This is a genomic window from Castellaniella sp. (assembly GCF_049671645.1).
In the GTDB taxonomy this organism is placed as follows: domain Bacteria; phylum Pseudomonadota; class Gammaproteobacteria; order Burkholderiales; family Burkholderiaceae_B; genus Castellaniella.
The window spans coordinates 55,544-77,164 of the sequence record NZ_JBATVG010000017.1; the positions used below are offsets into that span (position 1 = coordinate 55,544).

Annotated in this window: 20 protein-coding genes and 1 pseudogene; 17 read left to right on the forward strand and 4 right to left on the reverse strand. The window is 67.1% G+C overall.

Going from position 1 to position 21,621, the window contains the following annotated elements; all coding sequences use genetic code 11:
• Position 1 precedes the first annotated feature (1 nt).
• The 7 genes from WBG56_RS08225 to WBG56_RS08255 are packed head-to-tail and all read left to right on the forward strand — an operon-like array spanning position 2 to position 7,546.
• Positions 2–721: a hypothetical protein gene (locus WBG56_RS08225; RefSeq protein WP_424267124.1), complete on the forward strand. Its 720-nt coding sequence runs from the start codon at positions 2–4 to the stop codon at positions 719–721.
• Complete coding sequence (locus tag WBG56_RS08230; protein ID WP_424267126.1) at positions 718–1,428, forward strand: hypothetical protein; 711 nt, start codon at positions 718–720, stop codon at positions 1,426–1,428. Before WBG56_RS08225 ends, WBG56_RS08230 begins: the two co-directional genes overlap by 4 nt.
• A complete protein-coding gene (gene cpaB / locus WBG56_RS08235) occupies positions 1,425–2,465 on the forward strand; it encodes a Flp pilus assembly protein CpaB (protein WP_424267128.1) in 1,041 nt (346 codons plus the stop codon). Before WBG56_RS08230 ends, cpaB begins: the two co-directional genes overlap by 4 nt.
• Entirely contained in the window at positions 2,462–3,952 is a 1,491-nt protein-coding gene (locus WBG56_RS08240; RefSeq protein ID WP_424267130.1) for a type II and III secretion system protein family protein, read from the forward strand. The genes cpaB and WBG56_RS08240 overlap by 4 nt, the downstream gene beginning before the upstream one ends.
• The gene (locus tag WBG56_RS08245; RefSeq protein WP_424267132.1) at positions 3,949–5,802 is read left to right on the forward strand and encodes an ATPase, T2SS/T4P/T4SS family; all 1,854 of its coding nucleotides are present in this window, start codon (positions 3,949–3,951) and stop codon (positions 5,800–5,802) included. The genes WBG56_RS08240 and WBG56_RS08245 overlap by 4 nt, the downstream gene beginning before the upstream one ends.
• Complete coding sequence (locus WBG56_RS08250; RefSeq protein ID WP_424267134.1) at positions 5,795–6,643, forward strand: type II secretion system F family protein; 849 nt, start codon at positions 5,795–5,797, stop codon at positions 6,641–6,643. The genes WBG56_RS08245 and WBG56_RS08250 overlap by 8 nt, the downstream gene beginning before the upstream one ends.
• A 36-nt stretch (positions 6,644–6,679) precedes the next feature.
• Entirely contained in the window at positions 6,680–7,546 is an 867-nt protein-coding gene (locus tag WBG56_RS08255; RefSeq protein ID WP_424267136.1) for a type II secretion system F family protein, read from the forward strand.
• Positions 7,547–7,899: 353 nt separating this feature from the next.
• Here WBG56_RS08255 and WBG56_RS08260 read toward each other — a convergent pair whose 3' ends face one another.
• On the reverse strand, positions 7,900–8,679 hold the full coding sequence (locus WBG56_RS08260; protein ID WP_424267138.1) for a BPSS1780 family membrane protein: 780 nt from the start codon (positions 8,677–8,679) through the stop codon (positions 7,900–7,902).
• A complete protein-coding gene (locus WBG56_RS08265; protein ID WP_424267139.1) occupies positions 8,676–9,656 on the reverse strand; it encodes a homoserine kinase in 981 nt (326 codons plus the stop codon). Before WBG56_RS08265 ends, WBG56_RS08260 begins: the two co-directional genes overlap by 4 nt.
• 91 nt (positions 9,657–9,747) lie before the next feature.
• Here WBG56_RS08265 and dusA point away from each other — a divergent pair, with 91 nt between their 5' ends.
• Complete coding sequence (gene dusA / locus WBG56_RS08270; RefSeq protein WP_424267141.1) at positions 9,748–10,806, forward strand: tRNA dihydrouridine(20/20a) synthase DusA; 1,059 nt, start codon at positions 9,748–9,750, stop codon at positions 10,804–10,806.
• Here dusA and WBG56_RS08275 read toward each other — a convergent pair.
• Both WBG56_RS08275 and WBG56_RS08280 read right to left on the reverse strand, forming a co-directional pair.
• Positions 10,752–11,219, reverse strand: coding sequence for a CBS domain-containing protein (locus WBG56_RS08275; RefSeq protein ID WP_424267143.1), 468 nt, complete (start codon positions 11,217–11,219; stop codon positions 10,752–10,754). The genes dusA and WBG56_RS08275 overlap by 55 nt on opposite strands.
• A 69-nt stretch (positions 11,220–11,288) precedes the next feature.
• On the reverse strand, positions 11,289–12,536 hold the full coding sequence (locus WBG56_RS08280) for a YihY family inner membrane protein (protein ID WP_424267169.1): 1,248 nt from the start codon (positions 12,534–12,536) through the stop codon (positions 11,289–11,291).
• A 41-nt stretch (positions 12,537–12,577) separates the two neighbouring features.
• Here WBG56_RS08280 and WBG56_RS08285 point away from each other — a divergent pair, with 41 nt between their 5' ends.
• The 9 genes and pseudogenes from WBG56_RS08285 to WBG56_RS08325 all read left to right on the forward strand — a co-directional run.
• Complete coding sequence (locus tag WBG56_RS08285) at positions 12,578–12,949, forward strand: DUF2069 domain-containing protein (RefSeq protein WP_424267145.1); 372 nt, start codon at positions 12,578–12,580, stop codon at positions 12,947–12,949.
• A gap of 10 nt (positions 12,950–12,959) precedes the next feature.
• Positions 12,960–14,477: a protein adenylyltransferase SelO gene (locus WBG56_RS08290; RefSeq protein ID WP_424267147.1), complete on the forward strand. Its 1,518-nt coding sequence runs from the start codon at positions 12,960–12,962 to the stop codon at positions 14,475–14,477.
• Positions 14,478–14,536: 59 nt separating this feature from the next.
• Entirely contained in the window at positions 14,537–15,595 is a 1,059-nt protein-coding gene (gene aroC, locus WBG56_RS08295; protein ID WP_424267149.1) for a chorismate synthase, read from the forward strand.
• 59 nt (positions 15,596–15,654) lie between these two features.
• Positions 15,655–16,497, forward strand: coding sequence for a M48 family metallopeptidase (locus tag WBG56_RS08300; protein WP_424267151.1), 843 nt, complete (start codon positions 15,655–15,657; stop codon positions 16,495–16,497).
• Positions 16,498–16,732: 235 nt separating this feature from the next.
• A complete protein-coding gene (gene leuC, locus WBG56_RS08305; protein ID WP_424267153.1) occupies positions 16,733–18,136 on the forward strand; it encodes a 3-isopropylmalate dehydratase large subunit in 1,404 nt (467 codons plus the stop codon).
• Positions 18,137–18,149: 13 nt separating this feature from the next.
• A complete protein-coding gene (leuD, locus tag WBG56_RS08310; RefSeq protein ID WP_424267155.1) occupies positions 18,150–18,806 on the forward strand; it encodes a 3-isopropylmalate dehydratase small subunit in 657 nt (218 codons plus the stop codon).
• A 90-nt stretch (positions 18,807–18,896) separates the two neighbouring features.
• Entirely contained in the window at positions 18,897–19,973 is a 1,077-nt protein-coding gene (gene leuB, locus WBG56_RS08315; RefSeq protein ID WP_424267157.1) for a 3-isopropylmalate dehydrogenase, read from the forward strand.
• A gap of 40 nt (positions 19,974–20,013) precedes the next feature.
• Complete coding sequence (asd, locus tag WBG56_RS08320) at positions 20,014–21,144, forward strand: aspartate-semialdehyde dehydrogenase (protein WP_424267159.1); 1,131 nt, start codon at positions 20,014–20,016, stop codon at positions 21,142–21,144.
• A pseudogene (locus WBG56_RS08325) lies at positions 21,144–21,621 on the forward strand (hypothetical protein); the annotation flags it as partial. The gene asd and the pseudogene WBG56_RS08325, both read left to right, overlap by 1 nt.

Genomic DNA, 21,621 nt, shown 5'->3' on the forward strand with positions numbered 1-21,621 from the left:
CATGACCGTGATGATCGATCAAGGCGGCCAGGCCTTGGCGGAAGCTCTGGTGGTGCTGGCCGCGCTGGCCGGTTTATGCCTGGGAATCGCCTGGCTGGGACGGACCCAGGATGCCGCATTGCAGCTATCGCATGCCAGCCGCCAGGCGGCCTTTGCCTGGGCTCTCCAGGATCTGCCGGCAGTCGATCTTTCCTCGCAGGCGAAGGCCGACAGTCTGGCTCCGGGGCAGCGCGGACGGACCCGGTCCGGAGCCGCGCTGCTGCCCGATGGCATGCATGTGCGCCTGGACGCGCTGCCAGGCTGGCAGGGTCGTCGTCCAGGCGACCCTGTGCCCGGGGCGGCGGACATCCGCAGGGAATTGGAATTGGGCGATGAGACTCTGTGGCGGCTCCGGGCCCACGCCCGTACGGCGGGTCAGGATCGGACATTGGGCGACTTGCGGGATTTCGACGACCAGGCCTTGTTCCTGCAACGGCATACGGCGATCATGCGAGGGGCCGGCGCTGCGGCGGACGATGCTGCCGTGCAAGGCGCGCTGGGAGGTAGCGGACAGGTATGGGGGCAAGCCTGGCAGGCTGCTCAGGCGGCGGGCAGCGACGTGGATCGCCGGCTGCAGGGCGTGGATGCCGCCTGGGGGCGTGAGCGCCCGCGCTGGGATTGGCTCGGTCCCTGGACAGGCCGGGTGCCGGAGCGACATCTGCAGCGCCGGAGCGCGCCATGATGAGGCCGCGCCAGGTAGTGACTTGGTGGCTGGGGGCGCTTCTCAGCCTGTCGGGGCCTGTGTCCGCCCAGCCGTGGGACCCTGCCCGGACTGTGGCTCAGCCCGGTTGGGTCTGGGCCGGTTTGCAACGGCTGGATTTGCCGCAGGTGCGATTGTCGGTGCAGTCTTTCCAGGCTCCGGTTCCGCCCCCTGAGGCCGCGCGGCGATTGGCCGCGGGGGCCGGGCGGCGGTTGACGCGGCTGCAGTGGGTGGGGGACATGCTGTTGCTGTCGGGTGGGCGGGGAACCGAACATTGGTTGGCGCAGTTGCAGCCGCAGGCAGCCGGCACCGTCGGGCTGGTCTCCCGCCTGGAGCCTGCGGTGTCTACGGCCGTGCGCTTCGATCCTGCCGTGCTGGCGCCGCCAGGGTCCCGGCGGGTGCTGCAGGTCCAGGGCCGTGCCGCCGCCGATCCGGCATCGCTCAGCAGCTTTGACTGTCCGGGGACCCTGGTCCAGGTTGTAGTCGCCGTGCGGCGCGCCTTGCTCGCCGCCGGCTGGTCCGTGGCCGAAGCGCCCGCTGGCGCGGCAGGGCACGATGCAGCCTCGGCTGCCGTGCCGTTGCCGACAGACTGGCGCCATCCCGGGGACGGGCGCTTGTCCGTCCACCTGCATGCGCGCCGCCAGTCCGTCGCCCTGACATTCTGGCATCATCCCCAGGAGCCCTCATGACCTTGCCTTTCCTCCGGATTCCCCGAGCGGCCATCCTGGCCTCGCTGGCTCTAGGCATCGGGGCGATGGCCGCCGCCTTTCTGTCCCTGCACGTACGCGAGCGCATCCAGCAGGTCGAGGACCAGGCTCGCCTGACCATGGTCGAACGGATCGTGGCGGCGCGTGATCTGCCCGCTGGCACACGTCTGCTCTCCGAGCATCTGGCGCTGCGCGAGTTTCCCGCGCAGTGGGTAGGGAGCGGGGCCTTGCCGGCGGCCCGCTATGCGGACCTGGAAGGCCGGGTGCTGACCAGCGCGCTGCGGGCCGGAGAAGCGATCCTGTCCGTGCACACACTGGCGCCGCCGCCCGCGTTTTCCGCCCATCTTGCGCCGGGGCGGCGGGCCATCACGCTGCCGGTGGATCAGGTCAATTCGCTCTCCGGTCTGTTGCAGCCCGGCGATCTGATCGATCTGTATGTGTCTTTTGACCATCAACGCAAGCGCCTGACCGCTCCCTTGCTGCAGGGTGTGCTGGTGCTGGCGACTGGCCGGGAGACGCGGACGACGGGGTCTGGGACCGATGATGCCTCTTATTCCACCGTGACGCTGGATGCCGCGCCCGAGGATGTCGTCAAGCTGGTAGCGGCTCGCCAGGCCGGCGCCCTGACAGCCATTTTGCGCAATCCCGAGGACGACCGGGCCGATCGCCGGGCGGTTCGGGGCGATCTGGCGGCGCTGCTGGGGATTAATACGCCTGCGCCGCCGGTGGCGCGCAAGGCGGTGATCCTGTATGGCGGCGGAGCCGCCCGGGGCATGCCTGCCTGGGCGGCTCCGGGTCGTGGCGTTGCGCCAAAACCCGGCAATGGGCTGTTCGACCTGCCATCCGCCCAGGTCTTGAGCAGCGCCTGGCTGCGCGAAGGGGCCGGGCTTCTTGCGCCCGATCTGACCGGATCCGGGCACTGGCCGGACGGTGCGACGGCGCAGGTCGGGGGCGTTCCGCAGGCGGGGGGCTGGCCGGAAGATCTGCTGGGACAGGCCGTTTCAGGGGGGCAGCCATGAGTCGTGCGCGCCCCGGCAATCATGATCCTCGCACGGGCGAAACGCGCCCGTTCAAGGGCCTGTTCAATAGGCGGATCGAAGACCTGTGGCGTTGCTGCCGCTGGCCGTGGGCCGCGCTGTGGCTGGGCTGTCTGTGGATCCCCGTCTGCTGGGGGGCCTCCGCCGGGGCTCCGGCGCCTGAAACGCGATTGTCCCTGCAGGCGGGCGAGGTGCGCGTGCTGGGCATTCCCGGCGTGGCCCGCGTGGCGGTGGGCGACGGTCAGATCGTCAATGCCATCAGCACCGATGACCGGGAAGTCATTCTATTTGCCCGCCGGCCCGGCTTCAGCACCCTGCACGCCTGGACGGCGGATGGACAGGTGTCCCGCTATGCCGTCGAGGTTGCTCCGGAGGGGACTCGCCAGCTGCAGGACGAGCTGCGAACTGTCCTGGAGCGGATCCCGGGCGCGCGGATCACCTCGCTGGGCGACAAACTGCTGATTGAAGGCGATGAATTGTCCGACGCGGACCGGCAACGTCTGGCCGAACTGGGCCGCCGCTATCCGCAGTTGCTGGATTTCACTGGAACCGTGGGCTGGGATCAGATGGTGTTGCTGGATGTGCAGGTGGTCGAGGTGCCCAAGACCTTGTTGCGGGAATTGGGCCTGCGTTGGAACCCGCAAAGCGCGGGGGGTGTGAATGCCGGGGTGGGCTGGGATGGCGGTTCGCGACGCTTTGCCGACCGCCCGGGGGAAACCGTGTTGCCGCTGATGTTCCCCGCGGCGCAGGTGGCCGGATATTTCGGCCTGAATGCGTTGCTGTCAGCCCGGCTCAATCTTCTGGCCCAGGACGGACGGGCCGTGGTGTTGGCTCAACCGCAGCTGCTGGCCCGCAGCGGGGCGACAGCCGAGTTCCTGGCAGGGGGCGAAGTTCCCTACAGCACCGTGGATCGCAATGGCAACACGCAGACGGCGTTCAAGCCCTATGGGGTGTCGCTGCGCATCACGCCGTCCGTGGAACGCAGCGGCGCTGTGCGTTCCCGCATCGAGGTCGAGGTCAGTTCCATCGATACGGCTTTGTCGGTGCCGGGGGGACCTTCCCTGAAGACGCGGCGCACCGCGACGGAATTCAACGTCCGTTCCGGGCAGACGCTGGTGCTGGCGGGTTTTCTGTCCCGGGATACCGCCGATAACGTGGACCGTGTGCCGGGCCTGGGGGCCTTGCCTGTGCTGGGGGCCTTGTTCAGGTCCACCCGGTTTCAGCGCAATGAAACAGAGCTGGCCATTCTGGTCACGCCGCAACTGGTGACGGCGGCTCACCCCGACGTTCGCGCCCGGGTCGGGCGCACGGCCGCCGTGTTGCAGCAGGCCTTTCCTCAGGCTCCCAGTCTGATGAATCCGATCCGCTCCGGAGCGTCGGAGCGCGCTCCGACAGGGGCACGCGGCTGGGATCCCAAGGCGAAGGGGCCAGGGTCCCAATGGGGTACGCGCACAGGAGCACAGCCATGAACGATGTAGAACTCGACCTGCACTACGAAGACGGCTGCCGTCGGCAGGAAACCCGAGCCTTGCCGCTGCTGGTCGGCCGTGAACCGGATTGCGATCTGATGCTGAAGAGCTGGCGGGTCGCGCGCCGTCATGCACGGGTGCTTTGCCGGGACAATGAGGTGTGGGTGGAAGACCTGGGATCGATTTTCGGGACCATCGTCAATGGACGTCGGGTGGCTTCGCATGGCCCCCTGCGGCCGGATGACGAATTGCTGATCGGCCCCTGCCTGATTCGCCTGCGCTTGTTGCAGGCCGCGAGCCGTCCCGCGCACGCGGGCGGGCCATCGTCTTGCGGCGGCGAGGCGGCGCATGACGAGACCGCCGGTTTATCGGAGTCGCCGTCAGTGGATGATGCCGCCGGCTCGTCCGGGTTTCCGGATCGGGCGCCGATCCGCGAAGTCGGGGCCATTGCGGCGGAAGCCGGCGACATGGCCCCGGCCGGGCGGAGCGCCGCAGCGCCCGGCCGGCCGGACGCCATCCCTGATTCCGATCCGGTGCCGGATTGCTCCGCGTCGTCAACTGCCTGGAAAGTCCATCGGCGGCGCCTGCACGAGGGCCTGATCCAGGCTTTGCAATTACGCCGTCGGGATATCAGCGGCATGAGCGATGCGGTCTTGCGGGCCGAGGCCACGCGGGTTCTGGGGGACCTGATCGCGGCGGATCCGCATTTGCCTCAGCACCTGGACCGGCGATCCTTGTTGCAGGAACTGGTGGATGAGGCAGTGGGCCTGGGGCCGCTGGAGCCTTTGCTGGCGGATCCGGGGGTGACGGAAATCATGGTGAACCGTCATGATGAGATTTTCGTCGAACGGGCCGGGTGTCTGGTGCGTGATGCCGCCAGCTTCAGCAGCGAACAGGCTGTATTGGGCATCATTGACCGCATTGTGGCTCCGCTGGGGCGCCGCATCGACGACAGCGCTCCCATGGTGGACGCCCGCCTGCGCGACGGTTCGCGCGTCAATGCCGTGATCGCTCCGGTCGCCTTGCGAGGCGCCAGCCTGACGATCCGCAAATTCCCCACGCGTCGCCTGGGCATGCCGGATCTGCTGGCGGTCGGCGCCCTGGACGAATCCATGTCCGATTTCCTGACGCACAGCATCCGTCACCGGAAAAACGTGCTGGTGTCTGGCGGCACCGGGTCGGGCAAGACCAGCCTGTTGAATATTCTGTCCAATGCGATCCCTGCGGGCGAGCGCATCATCACCATTGAAGATGCCGCCGAGTTGCGGCTCAACCACCGCCATCTGGTCAGCCTGGAGGCTCGCCCGCCCAATCTGGAAGGGCGCGGCCGGGTGGACATTCGGGATCTGGTCCGCAATGCCCTGCGCATGCGGCCCGATCGCATCGTCGTCGGCGAATGCCGGGGCGGCGAGGCCTTCGACATGCTGGCCGCCATGAATACGGGGCACGAAGGTTCGCTCACCACGCTGCACGCCAACAGCCCCCGGGATGCTCTGGGGCGTCTGGAAACCATGATTCTCATGGCCGGCATGGATCTGCCGCTGGGGGCGGTCCGCGAGCACATCGCCGCCAGCATCGATCTGATCGTGCAACTGATGCGGGCGGCTGACGGCCGGCGGCTGGTCAGCGCCATCGTGCAGGTGACCGGCATCGAAAGCGGTCGGATCCAGCTGCAGGAATTGTTCCTGGGGCAGGCGGGTCCGCCGGCCGTCTTTACCGGCTGTGGACTGATGCCCGATGGTTTCAGCGGGGTCGCCGCGCTGGATATCCGCCTGTTTTCACAGCGATCGGTACGCCAGGGGCAGGCGGCGTTGACGGACGCCGCGCAAGGGTCAGCCTCAAATGTTTGATGCCATCCTGATCTTCCTGATCGGAGCCTGCGCAGCCGTGGGCGCCTGGTTGCTGCTGGGGCGGCTGTTGCGGCTCTGGCAGGATTATGACCGCCGTTTGCAGGACGAGACGCGTCGGACTCTGGATGCCGCGTTTCTGTTTGTCGATGCGGCGCAGTTGCGTCCTTTGTGGTGGGTGGCCGGGGCCGTGGTCCTGCTTGGCGCCGCCTGGCTGGCGGGCCGATGGTGGGGCATTGCGCCCGTATTGTTGGGGCTGGTGGCGGTGCCGCCGCTGGTCTTGCGGCGGATGCGGCATCGCCGGACACGGCTGTTCGATGAGCAACTGCCGGAATTGATGCAGGCCTTGGCGGGCGCCCTGCGGGCCGGAGCGGGTCTGCAGCCGGCATTGCGGCATATCGTGCCGCAATCCTTGCCCCCCTTGTCCCAGGAGTTTTCCCTGATGCTGCGGGAGCAGCGCCTGGGCCTGGGATTTCAGGAAGCCTTGCAGCTGTTGCATCGCCGCATGCCCACTGAGTCCTGCAGCCTGGTGGTGTCCGCATTGGGCATCGCCGCCCAGACCGGCGGCAGCCTGGCCGATACGCTGGAACGTATCGCACAGACCCTTCGGGCCCGCCAGCACTGGCTGGGGCGGGTGCGGGCGCTGACGGCCCAGGGGCGGATGCAAAGTCACATCATGGCGGCTTTGCCCGTTTGCCTGTTGCTCGTGCTCGCGCGCCTGGAACCGGACGCCATGTCCTTGTTGTATCGAACCTGGTATGGCGGGCTGGTGCTGGTCGCGATGGGAGTGCTGGAGGTCCTGGGCATGGTCTGGATCCGGCGGGTGGCGGCCATCGACGTGTGAACCGCCCGATCCGACGGGGCGTGATGGAGGTGATGCATGACGTGGTTCTGGTTGGGGCTGGTTTTCGCGGCGATGGCGGTATGTCTGGGGTGCTGGGTCCTGGGGGCGCCCTGGGCCGCCCAGACGATCCGGGACCGGGGTGCTGCGCCCGCTGTGTTCTGGTGGCCCTGGGTGCGGGCCCTGGCCCCCTGGTGCGCGCCTTGGGTGACGTGGTCCATGCGTCGTCGCCTGCAGCGCTGGGGGCCCAGGGCGGGCTTGTCGGCCAGCTGGAGCGCCGAGCATTGGCTGGCCGCCCGCTTGCTGCTGGCCGGGGCCGGTTTGTGTTCAGCGGGCGGCGCCGCCCTGATGGCCGGAGCGTCTTTGCGGGGGGTGATTGCGCTGGCTCTGGCGGGCGCCGGGCTGGCCTATTTGTGGCCCGATCTGCGCCTGCGCCAGCGCGCGGCCTTGCGGCGCCAGGCGATGCTGCGCGAGCTGCCCTTCATGCTGGACCTGATGACTTTGTGCGTGGAGGCCGGCCTCAGTCTGCCGGCCGCCTTGCGCCAGGTGGCGGATCACGCGCCGGCCGGACCGCTGCGCCAGAGCCTGCGCGATGCCGGCGCGCTGGAGCGCACGGGGGTCGATCGGGCCCGCTGGCTGGCTCAATGGGCGGAAGGCTCCGACCTACCCGGTGTGCATAGTCTGGTGCTGGCCCTGGCGCAGGCCGATCAACTGGGCATGAGTCTGGGGCCTTTGCTGCGCACGCAGGCGGAACGCCAGCGCAGCGAGCGGTTCGTGCGCGCGGAAACTCTGGCTTTGCAGGCGCCGGTGAAAATGCTGTTTCCCATGGTGCTGTGCATTTTTCCGTGCACGTTCCTGGTCATCGGCTTTCCTGTCGCGGTCAAATTTCTGGATGCCGGCCTGTGAAAACGTGGGGCGGCCCGCGCGACCGGCCGGATTGGGCGCGCTCCCCGCGTGTCTTGCGCCTGGTCGAGGCGCGGACCTTTCGCCAGCGTCTGCTGGGCCTGCATGCCTGGCAGGCCTGGGGGGATGCGCCCCGGGGGCTGCTGCTGCCGCGATGCCGCCTGGTGCACGGACTGGGTCTGGTCCAGGCCTTCGATCTGGTGTTTCTGGGGGAAGCCGGTGAAGTCCTGCGGAGCCTGTCCGGATGGCCGCCCGACCGCTGGACGGTCTGCGCGCGGGCCTGGGCCGTGCTGGAATTGCCGCCCGGCTATTGTCGCCAGGCGGATTGGGCCGATAAGATCGGGCAGGCCTGGGCCTTACGCGGTCGCGTCCCGGAAGATCGTGGCGTAGATGGGGTAGAAGCTGCAGTACAGCAAGGCGGTGATCAGGATGTCCAGCACCAGGGACAGCCAGACCAGCGCCACCGTGGATACGCCGGCCGCCACCAGGCCGTCCAGCGCCTGGTGCAGGCCGTAGAACACGGCGGCCCAGCTCGCGACGTACAGGATGATGGCCCATTTGTTGCGCCAGCAGGCCACCATCGAATAGAACAAGGCCCGGCGCAGAGGCAGCCGGTGCCAGCCCATCAGAGCCGGGGCGTGCCAGAACAGGGCGGACAGCAGGACGTAGAAACCGCCGAAGACGATCATCGGGCCCGTCATGGCGGCCGCCAGCGTCGCGTAGTCGGGCTGGGCCTCGGTGCCGATCGCCGCCAGCAACTGCGATAGAAAAGGCAGAACGGCCGCCAGCGCCGCCAGCAGCGTGCAGCCCAGGTAGGCCAGCCCCAGGCGCAGCAGGGCCGACGTTGTCCCGGCCTCCTGCAGGGGGCGCAGCCACATGCCGGGCAGCATGCGCTGGCCCAGGCTCAAGTGGCGGCAGGCGCACAAGGTCAGGAAAGTCAGCAACGGGGTCAGGCTGACCAGCAGGATCTGGCCCAGAACCGGGATGGCGGCCCCCAGGTTGATCAGGAAGCTGGTGGCGGTGCTCCAGAAGATCATGGCCAGCGGTTGGCGCCGGAACAGGGCGTAGCCCTGGACGATCCAGCCCCAGCCCGCGCTGGGCGGCAGGATGGCGGCTTGCAGGGAAGGCGTGTTCATGCTGTGGCCTGGGGAAGCGCCGGAGCGGCCTGGGTGCTGCGCAGCCGCAGGATGCGTTCGAAGTGACGGGGATCGTGGGGCTTCAAGGTTTGCGCCGGCCGTGGCAAATAGAAGTCATACAGCCTGGAGATCCAGAAACGCAGGGCGGCCGCTCTCAGCATGATCGGCCACGCGGCTTTTTCGGCCGCCGTGAAAGGGCGCACCGCGTGGTAGGCCTGCAGCCAGGCTTGCAGGCGCCGCCGGACGAATGCGCCGGTGGAGCGCTGGATGCACCAGTCGTTGACGCTGACGGCGACGTCGAACAGCCAGGCGTCGCAGCCGGCGAAATAGAAGTCGATGAAACCGCCCATGTGCGGCGATTCGAAAGTGCCGTCAAATAGCACGTTGTCGCGAAACAGGTCGCAGTGGGCGGGTCCGAAAGGCAGCGCGGCAGGATCGGGAGTGGCGGCGAAGGCGCTTTGTTCCTGCAGGCAGTCGTTCAATAGCGCCGCCTGGCCTGCGTCCAGGAACGGCAGGACTTTCGGGGCAGTGGCCTGCCACCAGGGCAGGCCGCGCAGATTGGGTTGGCGCAAGGGAAAATCCCGGGCGGCCAGATGGGCGCGGGCCAGGGTCTCGCCGGCCAGGGCGCAGTGCGCCGGGCCGGGCTCGGGCTCGTAGCCGCCGTTGAGCCGCGTGACGATGGCCGCGGGTTTGTCGTTCAGCGTGGTCAGGCGGGTGCCGTCGCGCAATGTTTGCGGCTGAGGGACCGGCACGCCGCGCGTGGCCAGGTGGTGCATCAGTTCGATGTAGAAGGGCAGCTGTTCCGCGCTCAGCACCTCGAACAGGGTCAGGACGTACGCCCCTTGGGTGGTGTCCAGGAAATAGTTGGTGTTTTCGATGCCGGCAGTGATGCCGCGCAGCGCCACGAGCTCGCCTAGCTGGTAGCGGCGCAGCAGGGCGCGGGCGTCGTCTTCGGAGACGGAAGTAAATACAGCCATGAACAGTGCGGGCAGCCAAAAGCCTTGGGGATGGGTCCAACGCGGCATTTTAGTCGAAAGTACAATGGCGCTTCTCTCCGACTGAATTGCGATGATGGCTGATTGGCGTTTGTGCGTGGCCCCGATGATCGATGTGACGGATCGCCACTGCCGGTATTTCCACCGTCTGCTGGCTCCGCGGGCCCGCTTGTATACCGAAATGATCACGACAGGGGCTTTGCTGCATGGCGATGCGGCGCGGCATCTGGATTTCGATGCGGCGGAACACCCCGTGGCCTTGCAATTGGGGGGCAGCGAGCCCGATGCCCTGGCGCGCAGCGCGCGCCTGGGCGCCGATTGGGGCTATGACGAGATCAATCTGAACTGCGGCTGTCCGTCCGAACGGGTGCAGCGCGGCGCCTTCGGCGCCTGCCTGATGGCCGAGCCGCGCCTGGTGGCGGATTGCGTGCGAGCCATGCAGGATGCCGTTCCGGTGCCCGTGACGGTCAAGCACCGCCTGGGGCTGGACTATGAAGAATCCTATGATTTCGTGCGGGATTTCGTCGGCATTTTGTATGAAGCGGGCTGCCGGGTGTTCATTGCGCATGCTCGCAATGCTGTCCTGAAAGGCCTGTCCCCCAAGGACAATCGCGAAAAGCCGCCGCTGCGCTACGACGCCGTCCTGCGCCTGAAGCGGGATTTTCCGGATGCGCGGATCATCCTGAATGGCGGCCTGAATCAGGTTTCCGATTGTCTGGACTGGATGCAGCGCCTGGACGGCGTCATGCTGGGCCGGGCGGCCTGGCATCATCCGGATATCCTGGCCGAACTCGATCCCCACCTGGGGCCGGGCGGGGCGGCGTCGGACGCCGTCGGATCGCCGGCCGACGACCCTGCGCGGGCCGAAGCCATCCTGGAACGATTCGAGGCCTATGCCGCGCAGCAGCACGCCCAAGGGGTGCCGCTGCACATTTTGGTACGGGGTTTATTGGGCTGGCGCGCCGGGCGCCCCGGCGCGCGCCAGTGGCGCCGCCTGCTGTCCGACCCCCGGGCTTTGCGGGCCGAGGGGCCGGCCGTGTTGCGTCGCGCCTGGGATCTGCTGGCCGCTGGCGGCGATCAGGATTTGCGGGCGGGCGCTCCGGCGTCTTCGGTCGGCCAGTCGCGGATATAGGCTTTCAGCATGTCGTTTTCGAATTGCTGCGCCTCGACGATGGCGCGGGCCATGTCGTAGAAGGAAATCACGCCCATCAGGGTGGGGCCGTCCATGACCGGGATGTAGCGGGCGTGCTTGTCCAGCATCAGACGCTGGACCTCGTCGGCGTCGGTGTTGGGCGTGACGCTGACCGGCGCATCGTCCATGATGCGGCGCACGGTGAAATCCCCCGCCTGGCCGTCGTGCCGGTTCAGGTGATTGATGATTTCGCGGAAGGTCAGCATGCCGACCAGTTGGCCGTGTTCCATGATGACCAGGGATCCGATGTCCAGTTGGCTCATCGAGGAGATGGCTTCGCGCACGGGCATGTCAGGGCTGCCGGTATACAGCGTGTGCCCCTTCACCCGCAGGATTTCATTGACTTTCAGCATGATGGTTTCCTATGGGCCGTTTTTTTTGATGGTATCCCGGGGAATCTCCGGAAAAAGCCCCCCGAATGGTTATTGTGCATCATCATCCGGGTTTGCGGTAGCGGATTGCCGGAACAGCGCTTCCAATGTCGGCGGCTGGCCCCGCAGGGTGGCCGCCAGCGCTTCGGTCATGGGGGGGCGCAACCCCGGCTGGCCGCGGTCCAGCAGCAGATGGTCGGTCAGCGGCCCCAGCGTGACCTGCTGGGGATCGCAGGCCAGCACCCAGTGTTCGTTGTCGGCGGTCGGCACGGCATAGCCCAGTTCGCGCAGCATGGCCAGGATGTCGTGCAGCGTGTCGGGGTGGACGCGCAGGTGCTTTTCCAGAAAGCCCGGACTGCGGCCGGGCGGCAGGGTGTCGCGAGCCCGCCACAGCAGCCGTAAGATGCCCATGGCGTCGACGATCTGGGCGCCCGGGTGCCGCCGCAGCGCCCAGCGGTGCAGGCGCAGGGCGGGCAGCAGGGACGCCACCGTGGCCCCCAGCAGGACCACCAGCCAGGACAGATAGATCCACAGCAGGAAGATCGGCAACGTCGCGAAAGCCCCGTAGATGACGGTGTACGAAGGAAATTTCGTCAGGTACCAGGTGAACGCCGCCTTCATCAGGGTCAGGATGATGGCGGTGCCCAGGCCGCCCACCAGGGCGTCGCGCCACAGGACCCGGCAGTTGGGCACGAACACGAACAGAGCGGTGAACCCCAGGACCGACAGCAGGAAGGGCACCAGGTTCAGCAGCAGTCCCAGCCCTTCGGGCAGGTTGCCGATATAGCCCAAGGATTCCCGGGCCAGCACTGAACTGGCCCACAGACTGGCGCCCGTCAGGATCGGTCCCAGGGAAATAATGGCCCAGTACACCAGCAGGCGCTGGCGCAAGGGGCGTTGGCGGGCGACGTTCCAGATCTCATTGAACGCCTCGTCGATCGTCATGATGAGCAGGATCGACGTGATCACCAGGAAGCCGCCGCCCACCGCCGTCAGTCCCGATGCCTGGGCGGCGAACTGGTTCAGGTAGCGCATGATGGTGTCCGACACCGACGGCGGCAGCAGGCTTTCCCCGAGAAACGTTTCCAGCGCCTGGTGGAACTGGGCGAAGAGCGGAAAGGCGGTGAACAGCGCCAGGACCACTGCCAGCAGCGGCACGATCGCCAGCACGGTGGTGAAGGTCAGGCTGGAGGCGACCCGGGTCAGTTTGCGGTGGCCGGCGAAATCCAGGGTGAATCTCAGGGCGTCCAGCGCCCGGGCGCGGCGTTCATCGGCGGAAGCGGCAGGTGATGGCGGCATCATCAAGAAGCAGGAGGCTGGTTTCGAGCCATAATAGCAGCATGGAAACGAAGCTCAATCAAGGCCTGCATCGTCTGGCCTGCATCTGCCTGATCGCGTTGATCATCCTGTGCGTGGGGTGGGAACTGTGGTGGGCCCCTTTGCGGCCCGGTGGGTCTCTGATGGCATTGAAGGCCGTGCCGCTGCTGTTTGCCGTGCGCGGCGTGCTGCGGGCCCGGCTCTACACCTTGCAGTGGGTCGCGATGCTCAGCCTGCTCTACCTGATGGAAGGCGCCGTGCGGGCCTGGTCGGATGCCTCGACCGTCTCGATGGCCTTGGCCGGGGTGGAAATCGTGCTGTCGCTGGGGTTGTATCTAGGCGCCATTCTCTACGTGCGGCCGGCCAAACGCGCGGCCCGCCGCCAGGCATCGTAGGGTCGGCGCCATGCATCGCCCCGATTCATCTGCGCGCGCCTCCGTGGCAGGCGGTGGCGTCCCCTTGTTCGCAGCGTCGGCTGTGGGCAGCGCCTTCTCGGGCTTGCCGGCGTCGTTCTACACACGGGTGGCGCCTCGTCCGCTCACCGATCCCTGGCTGGTGCATGCCAATCCGGGGGCGGCCGACCTGCTGGGCCTGGACGCGGCCGCCGTGCGGACGCCCGAATTCCTGGCCCTGTGCGCAGGCAGCGGCCGCCTGCCGGGGATCGACCCCGTGGCCACCGTCTACAGCGGCCATCAGTTCGGCGTCTGGGCCGGGCAGTTGGGCGATGGTCGGGCGCATTTGCTGGGCGACGTCCGGGGGCCGCAGGGTCGTTGGGAAATCCAGCTGAAGGGATCCGGACGCACTCCGTATTCCCGCATGGGCGACGGCTGGGCGGTATTGCGATCCAGCGTGCGCGAATATCTGGCCAGTCAGGCCATGGTCGGCCTGGGGATTCCCACCACGCAGGCCCTGGCGCTGACGGCCTCCCGCGATCCGGTCATCCGGGAAACGCCGGAAACCGCCGCTGTCGTGACCCGGCTTGCGCCGTCCTTCGTGCGCTTCGGGCATTTCGAGCATTGGGCGCATTCGGCGACGGAACAGGCCGCCTTGCTGGACTACGTGGTGGCGGACGGCTTCCAGGATTGCCGAGTGGGTCCGGCGGATCATCCCGACCGGCCCGCCACGGCCTGCCGGCTACTGGAGGAAGTCGTCCGCCGCACCGCCCGTCTGATGGCGCAATGGCAGTTGGCGGGCTTTTGCCACGGCGTCATGAATACCGACAATATGTCCATCCTGGGGCTGACGCTGGACTATGGCCCTTATGGCTTCATGGACGCGTTCCAGGCCAATCACGTCTGCAATCACAGCGATACCTTGGGGCGCTACGCCTGGAATGCGCAGCCCGCGGTGGCCCAGTGGAATCTGACCCGCCTTGCCGAGAGCCTGCTGGTGCTGGGTTGCACCGTACCGGATCTCGAAGCCGCGCTGGCGCCCTTCGAGCGGACTTTTTTGCAGGCCTATCACGCCGGCCTGGCGCGCAAATTCGGGCTCGCCGACTGGCGTCCGGAAGATGCCGAACTGGGCGATGCCTGGTGGACCTTGCTGCATGCGCAGCGGGCGGATTTCACGCTGGCTTTTCGCCGCCTGGCCGACGTCGGCGCCGATGCGCAACCCTGGCTGGACCTGTTCGCCGATACCGGGGCTGCCGGGCAATGGCTGGAGCGCTATCGGACCCGGTTGGCGCAGGATCCGCGCCCGCAGGCTGAACGCAAGGCCGCGATGGACCGCGTCAACCCCTTGTATGTGCTGCGCAACCACTTGGCGCAGCAGGCCATCGAGGCGGCGCAGCAAGGCGATGGCTCGGTCGTCGGCCGTTTGATGGATGTATTGCAGGACCCCTATACCGAGCGTCCCGGCCGGGATGCCGATGCGCAGCCGCCGGTGGCGGACGCGCCGACGATCGCCGTCAGCTGCTCGTCCTGATGGGCCGTGTGCCATAATCAGGTTCCTTTTCGACGCTTTTTCCCCACCGCATACCGACCATGTCTGGCAATACCCTGGGTACCTTGTTTCGTGTCACCAATTTCGGCGAATCGCATGGGCCGGCCATCGGCGCCGTCATCGATGGCTGCCCCCCCGGAATGCCGCTGTCCGAGGCCGACATCCAGGCTGAACTGGATCGCCGCCGGCCGGGCACCTCGCGCCATGTCACCCAGCGCCGGGAACCGGATGCCGTGGAAATCCTGTCCGGGGTCTTCGAGGGCCAGACCACCGGCACGCCCATCGGGCTGCTGATCCGCAACACCGACGCGCGCAGCAAGGATTACAGCAATATCGCCGATACCTTCCGCCCCGGCCATGCGGATTACAGTTATTGGAAAAAGTACGGCATCCGCGACCCGCGCGGAGGGGGGCGCTCGTCGGCTCGTCTGACGGCGCCCACCGTGGCCGCAGGGGCCGTGGCCCGCAAATGGCTGATGCAGGAATACGGCGTCCGGATTCGCGGCTACATGAGCCAGCTGGGGCCGATTCCAATTCCCTTCGAATCCTGGGATGCGGTGCCCGAAAACCCTTTTTACGCGCCCAATGCCGCCATCGTGCCGCAACTGGAAGCCTTCATGGATCAGTTGCGCCATGACGGGGATTCCATCGGCGCGCGCATCGAGGTCCAGGCCGACGGCCTGCCCGCCGGCTGGGGCGAACCGCTGTACGACCGACTGGATGCGGACATCGCCCACGCCATGATGGGGCTCAATGCCGTCAAGGGCGTGTCCATCGGCTCGGGGTTCGAATGCGTCGCCATGCGCGGGTCGGAACATGGCGATGAACTCAGCCCGGACGGCTTCCTGGCCAACCATGCGGGTGGCGTGCTGGGCGGGATTTCCTCGGGGCAGCCCGTGCTGGTGTCCCTGGCGGTCAAGCCCACGTCCAGCATCCGGGTCGAACGCCGCTCGGTGAACAAGGCCAATGAACCTGTCATGGTCCAGACCCTGGGGCGGCACGACCCTTGCGTGGCGATCCGGGCCACCCCCATCGCCGAGGCCTTGCTGGCCATCGTGCTGATGGATCATGCCTTGCGGCATCGGGGTCAATGCGCCTGAACAAGACCCACGCCGGGCGGCCCGTGGCAGGGCGCCCGGACCACTCCGGGAGGACCGCCATGACCAGTCAGCCATATGCATCCACCCAGTGGCGCCGGGTCTTCCGATGGACGGTCGGCGCAGGGCTTGCCCTTGCATTGGCCGCCTGCGCCCCGGTGCAGACCACACAGTCCGGCCAGGTCGGCATCAACCGCACCCAGTACATGTCCAGCCTGGTGTCCGAAGCCGAACTCGACCAGGAAGCCGCCAGTCAGTATCAGCAGATCCTGGCCCAGGCGCGGGCGAAAGGGGCCCTGGATCCTTCCGCCGCGCAGACGCAGCGGGTCCAGGCCATTGCGCGCCGCTTGATCGCCCAGGTCGGTGTCTTTCGCCCGGATGCGAAGAACTGGGCCTGGGAAATCCATGTCCTGAAATCCGATGAGGTCAACGCCTGGTGCATGCCGGGCGGCAAGATCGCCGTCTATACCGGGCTGCTGGACAAGATCAAGCCCACGGATGCGGAGCTGGCCGCCGTCATGGGCCACGAGATTTCCCATGCCTTGCGCGAGCATGCCCGGGAACAGGTGTCGCGCCAGATGGGAACCAGCGTGGGCATTTCGATCCTGGCGGCCATCACCGGCAGCCAGGCGGTGGCGGATCTGGGCTCGAACCTCAGCCAGGTCATGTTCACCCTGCCCAACAGCCGCTCCAACGAGACCGAGGCCGACCGCATGGGGGTCGAGCTGGCCGCCCGGGCGGGCTACGACCCGCGCGCGGCCATCACTCTGTGGCAGAAGATGGGCCAGTCCGGTGGAAATGCGCCGCCTGAAATCCTGTCCACGCACCCTTCGTCGCAGAGCCGCATCCAGGACCTGGAGCAGGCTTCTGCGCGCGTCCTGCCGCTGTATCAGCAGCACCGCTGACATCCCGCCCGCGGGCGGGGCGGGTCGACCGTGCCCGGGCGCTGCGGTCGCCGCCTTTCGGCAGGCCTGCGGACAATGAGTGCGACGAAAACGGATCCCAAAACGGGTACCAGTTACCTTTGATACTAGGATAACTGCTGGTCTTGTGGCTGCGCCCCACGCTGGCATAATGGGTCGTCAACCGTCGGCTGCTCTGTGCCGCCCGCCTATTTTTCCGATTTTCGAGATCACGACCATGCCCCAAACCCTGTATGACAAGCTCTGGGATGCCCATGTGGTGCATCAAGGCCCGGACGGCACCTGTCTGCTGTACATCGACCGCCACCTAGTGCATGAAGTCACCAGCCCTCAGGCGTTCGAAGGCCTGGAACTGGCGGGCCGCAAGCCCTGGCGCATCGCCGCCAACCTGGCCGTGTCCGATCACAACGTGCCCACCACTGACCGCTCCCAGGGCATTCAGGACCCGATCTCGCGCTTGCAGGTCGATACTCTGGACAAGAACTGCGACGCCTGGGGCATCACGCAATTCCGCATGAACGACCGGCGCCAGGGCATCGTGCACATCATCGGCCCCGAGCAGGGGGCGACCCTGCCGGGCATGACCGTGGTCTGCGGCGATTCGCACACCAGCACCCATGGCGCCATGGGCGCCCTGGCTTTCGGCATCGGCACGTCCGAAGTCGAACACGTGCTGGCCACCCAGACGCTGCTGATGAAAAAGAGCCGCAACATGCTGGTGCGGATCGAAGGCCGCCTGCCTTTCGGCTGCACGGCCAAGGACCTGATCCTGTATGTGATCGGCCAGATCGGCACGGCGGGCGGCACCGGCTACGCCATCGAATTCGGCGGCAGCGCGGTGCGCGCGCTGTCCATGGAAGGGCGCATGACAGTCTGCAATATGGCGATCGAGGCCGGCGCGCGTTCCGGCATGGTCGCCGTGGACCAGACCACGATCGATTATTTCAAGGGCCGGCCCTACGCCCCCGAAGGCGCTCTGTGGGATCAGGCCGCCGATTACTGGAAAACGCTGCACTCCGATCCCGGCGCGCAATTCGACCGGGTGGTCGAGATCGACGCCGCGAAGATCGCGCCGCAGGTCAGCTGGGGCACCTCGCCCGAAATGGTCCTGCCGGTCGACGGCCGGGTGCCCGATCCCGACAAGGAAAAGGACGCGGTGCGCCGCAACGGCATGGAACGCGCCTTGCAGTACATGGGCCTGGACCCCAATACGCCGATGACCGATATCAAGGTGGATCGCGTGTTCATCGGCTCGTGCACCAATGCGCGCATCGAAGACCTGCGCGCCGCCGCCGCCGTGGCCAAGGGCCGCCGGGTGGCCGCCAATGTGCGCCAGGCCATGGTGGTGCCGGGCTCGGGGCTGGTCAAGGCCCAGGCCGAACGCGAAGGCCTCGACAAGATCTTCCTGGCCGCCGGCTTCGAATGGCGCGAGCCGGGCTGTTCCATGTGCCTGGCCATGAACGCCGACCGGCTCGAACCGGGCGAACGCTGCGCCTCGACCTCGAACCGGAACTTCGAAGGCCGCCAGGGGCAGGGGGGCAGAACCCACCTGGTCAGCCCCGCCATGGCCGCCGCCGCCGCGGTGGCGGGCCATTTCGTCGACGTCCGTCGTTTCAGCTAGGAGCCTCATCATCATGCAAGCCTTCACCACCCACCAGGGCCTGGCCGTTCCGCTGGATCGCGAGAACGTCGACACCGACCTGATCATTCCCAAGCAGTTCCTGAAGTCGATCAAGCGCTCGGGCTTCGGTCCGAACCTGTTCGACGAATTGCGCTATCTGGATCATGGCGAACCGGGCATGGACAATTCCCGTCGGCCGCTGAATCCGGACTTCATCCTGAATCAGCCGCGCTACAAAGGGGCCTCGATCCTGCTGGCGCGCAAGAACTTCGGCTGCGGCTCCAGCCGGGAACACGCTCCCTGGGCGCTGCAGCAGTTCGGTTTCCGCGCCATCATCGCGCCGTCGTTCGCCGACATCTTCTTCAACAACAGCTTCAAGAACGGCCTGCTGCCGATCGTGCTGCCCGAGTCCCGGGTCGCCCGGCTGTTCGACGAGGTCAATGCCTTTCCGGGATACTCCCTGACCATCGATCTGGAACGCCAGCGCGTGGTCGCTCCGGACGGCACAGAGTCGCCCTTCGAAATCGACGACTATCGCAAGCAATCGTTGCTCAAGGGCCTGGACGAGATCGGTCAGACCCTGCTGCGCGCCGACATGATCCGCGCTTTCGAGGCCGAACGCCTGGCGCGCCATCCCTGGCTGGCCAAGTCCGCGTCTCATACCTCTTGATCCTGATACATTGAATCCCGGACCCGGTCCGGGGCGACGGACGCCTTCCGTCGGCCCTGGCCGGGTTCTTGTGACCTGGAATTTCCTACAATGAGCTCAAAAATCGCAGTCCTGCCGGGCGACGGCATCGGCCCGGAAATCGTCGAGCAGGCCGTGCGCGTGCTGCGCGCCCTGGAACTGGACCTGTCCTTTACCGAGGCGCCCGTGGGCGGCGCCGCCTATGCAGCCCAAGGGCATCCGCTGCCGCAGTCCACCCTGGATCTGGCCTTGCAGTCCGACGCCATCCTGTTCGGCGCCGTGGGCGATTGGAAATACGACAAGCTGGAACGTTCCCTGCGTCCCGAACAAGCGGTGCTGGGCTTGCGCAAGGCGCTGGGCCTGTTCGCCAATCTGCGCCCGGCCATTCTGTATCCCGAATTGGCCAATGCCTCGTCGCTCAAACCGGAAGTCGTCGCGGGTCTGGACATCCTGATCGTGCGCGAGCTGACCGGGGATATCTATTTCGGCCAGCCGCGCGGCGTGCGCACGCTGGACGACGGCCCCTTCGCCGGCGAGCGCCAGGGCTTCGACACGATGCACTATGCCGAAAGCGAAATCCGGCGCATCGCCCACGTCGCCTTCCAGGCCGCCGCCAAGCGTCAGGGCAAGCTGTGCAGCGTGGACAAGGCCAATGTGCTGGAAACCTCCCAGTTCTGGCGCGACATCGTCATCGACGTGGCCCGTGAATATCCCCAGGTGGCGCTGTCCCACATGTACGTGGACAATGCCGCGATGCAATTGGTGCGCGAGCCCAAGGCCTTCGACGTGGTGGTGACCGGCAACCTGTTCGGCGACATTCTGTCGGACGAGGCCGCCATGCTGACCGGGTCGATCGGCATGCTGCCGTCCGCATCCCTGAACGCCAGCCGCCAGGGTCTGTACGAGCCCAGCCACGGTTCCGCCCCGGACATCGCCGGGCAGAACGTCGCCAATCCGCTGGCGACCATTTTGTCGGCGGCCATGATGCTGCGGTATTCTCTGGATGCCGGCGCGGCGGCCGATCGCATCGAGTCGGCCGTGCAGGCCGTGCTGGCGCAGGGTTTGCGCACAGCGGACATTTTTGAAGCAGGCACGACGCGGGTCTCGACCTCGGAAATGGGTGATGCCGTGCTGAAGGCATTAGAATAAAGAAATCTGAGTTTTCATTATTTGGTTTGGGCGGGGATTTATGGCGCAGGCAGTGGGTTTGGTCGGTTGGCGTGGCATGGTGGGCTCGGTGCTCATGCAGCGCATGCGGGAAGAAAACGACTTCGCATTTTTCGAACCGGTGTTCTTCTCCACCAGCAACGCGGGCGGTGCGGCGCCTTCATGGGCGTCGGGCGCGGGGCCTTTGCAAGACGCCCACGACATCGACGCCCTGAAGAAACTGCCCATCATCGTCACGGCGCAGGGCGGCGACTATACGTCGGCCGTCTACCCGAAGCTGCGCGCCGCCGGCTGGACCGGCCTGTGGATCGACGCCGCCAGCACGCTGCGCATGAAGGACGACGCCATCATCGTGCTGGATCCGGTCAACCGTCCGGTGATCGACGCGGCGATGCAGCGCGGCGTGCGCGATTACATCGGCGGCAATTGCACGGTCAGCTGCATGCTGATGGGCCTGGCGGGCCTGTTCAAGGCCGATATGGTCGAATGGATGACGTCCATGACCTATCAGGCGGCATCGGGCGGCGGCGCCCGTCATATGCGCGAACTGCTCACGCAGTTCGGTATCCTCAATCAGGCGGTGGGCGAACAGCTCGCCGATCCCGCGTCCGCCATTCTGGACATCGACCGAGGCGTGCTCAAGGCCCAGCAGAACCCCGACCTGCCGCGTGAAAATTTCGGCGTGCCGCTGGGCGGCAGCCTGATCCCCTGGATCGACAAGGATCTGGGCGATGGCATGTCGCGCGAAGAATGGAAGGGCGGGGCCGAGACCAACAAGATCCTGGGGCGCGGCCCCGGCTTTGACGCAGATCCCGTGCCTGTCGACGGCCTGTGCGTGCGCATCGGCGCCATGCGCTGCCACAGCCAGGCGCTGACCATCAAGCTGCGCGGCGACGTTCCCCTGGATGAAATCAACGACGCTGTGCGCACCGGCACCGCCTGGGCGCGTCTGGTGTCCAACGACAAGGAATCCTCCATGCAGGCTCTGACCCCCGTGGCCGTGACCGGCACCCTGGACATTCCCGTCGGGCGTCTGCGCAAGATGTCCATGGGACCCGAATACCTCAGCGCCTTCACGGTGGGGGACCAGTTGTTGTGGGGGGCGGCCGAGCCGCTGCGCCGCATGCTGCGCATCGCCCTGGGTGAACTCTGATGGCGCCGGCCGCCCGCCTGCTCAGCGGTCTGCTGGTTCTGGCCGCCCTGACGGCCGGATCGGCGCAGGCCGCCAGCTTCGGCCATGCCCGCCTGGCATCGGCGGCCGGTGAACCGTTGCTCATCCTTGTGCCGCTATCGGACCTGACGGCGGCCGACCTGCAGGCCTTGTCCGCCCGGCCCGCGCCGGCGTCCGATTGGGCGCAGGCCGGCCTGACGCCGCCCGTCGCGCTGGACAGCCTGACCGTCACGGTGACGCCGGGCGTGCAGGCGGGAGCCCGTCGCGTGTTGCGCATCGCCTCGACCCAGGCATTTTCAGGCGCGCTGGCCGATCTGCTGCTGGACGTCCATACCGCCACAGGCGAACAGCGCTACCAGGTTTCCCTGGTTGCGCCCGGCCCGGTGCGGGTCGACTCGCCCGCATCCCGGCCTGCCGCCTCCGCTGGGTCCGGCGCGGCGCCGGCGGTCGGGGCGGCGG

Excerpts from the sequence above, each read along its gene's own strand:
- WBG56_RS08255 (WP_424267136.1), top strand. The coding sequence starts at position 6,680 with ATGACGTGGTTCTGGTTGGGGCTGGTTTTCGCGGCGATGGCGGTATGT.
- WBG56_RS08280 (WP_424267169.1), bottom strand. The coding sequence starts at position 12,536 with ATGCCGCCATCACCTGCCGCTTCCGCCGATGAACGCCGCGCCCGGGCG.
- aroC (WP_424267149.1), top strand. The coding sequence starts at position 14,537 with ATGTCTGGCAATACCCTGGGTACCTTGTTTCGTGTCACCAATTTCGGC.
- leuD (WP_424267155.1), top strand. The coding sequence starts at position 18,150 with ATGCAAGCCTTCACCACCCACCAGGGCCTGGCCGTTCCGCTGGATCGC.
- WBG56_RS08250 (WP_424267134.1), top strand. The coding sequence starts at position 5,795 with ATGTTTGATGCCATCCTGATCTTCCTGATCGGAGCCTGCGCAGCCGTG.
- leuB (WP_424267157.1), top strand. The coding sequence starts at position 18,897 with ATGAGCTCAAAAATCGCAGTCCTGCCGGGCGACGGCATCGGCCCGGAA.
- dusA (WP_424267141.1), top strand. The coding sequence starts at position 9,748 with ATGATGGCTGATTGGCGTTTGTGCGTGGCCCCGATGATCGATGTGACG.
- WBG56_RS08300 (WP_424267151.1), top strand. The coding sequence starts at position 15,655 with ATGACCAGTCAGCCATATGCATCCACCCAGTGGCGCCGGGTCTTCCGA.
- WBG56_RS08260 (WP_424267138.1), bottom strand. The coding sequence starts at position 8,679 with ATGAACACGCCTTCCCTGCAAGCCGCCATCCTGCCGCCCAGCGCGGGC.
- WBG56_RS08265 (WP_424267139.1), bottom strand. The coding sequence starts at position 9,656 with ATGGCTGTATTTACTTCCGTCTCCGAAGACGACGCCCGCGCCCTGCTG.
- WBG56_RS08290 (WP_424267147.1), top strand. The coding sequence starts at position 12,960 with ATGCATCGCCCCGATTCATCTGCGCGCGCCTCCGTGGCAGGCGGTGGC.
- WBG56_RS08230 (WP_424267126.1), top strand. The coding sequence starts at position 718 with ATGATGAGGCCGCGCCAGGTAGTGACTTGGTGGCTGGGGGCGCTTCTC.
- WBG56_RS08225 (WP_424267124.1), top strand. The coding sequence starts at position 2 with ATGACCGTGATGATCGATCAAGGCGGCCAGGCCTTGGCGGAAGCTCTG.
- WBG56_RS08275 (WP_424267143.1), bottom strand. The coding sequence starts at position 11,219 with ATGCTGAAAGTCAATGAAATCCTGCGGGTGAAGGGGCACACGCTGTAT.
- WBG56_RS08240 (WP_424267130.1), top strand. The coding sequence starts at position 2,462 with ATGAGTCGTGCGCGCCCCGGCAATCATGATCCTCGCACGGGCGAAACG.
- leuC (WP_424267153.1), top strand. The coding sequence starts at position 16,733 with ATGCCCCAAACCCTGTATGACAAGCTCTGGGATGCCCATGTGGTGCAT.
- WBG56_RS08245 (WP_424267132.1), top strand. The coding sequence starts at position 3,949 with ATGAACGATGTAGAACTCGACCTGCACTACGAAGACGGCTGCCGTCGG.
- asd (WP_424267159.1), top strand. The coding sequence starts at position 20,014 with ATGGCGCAGGCAGTGGGTTTGGTCGGTTGGCGTGGCATGGTGGGCTCG.
- WBG56_RS08285 (WP_424267145.1), top strand. The coding sequence starts at position 12,578 with ATGGAAACGAAGCTCAATCAAGGCCTGCATCGTCTGGCCTGCATCTGC.
- cpaB (WP_424267128.1), top strand. The coding sequence starts at position 1,425 with ATGACCTTGCCTTTCCTCCGGATTCCCCGAGCGGCCATCCTGGCCTCG.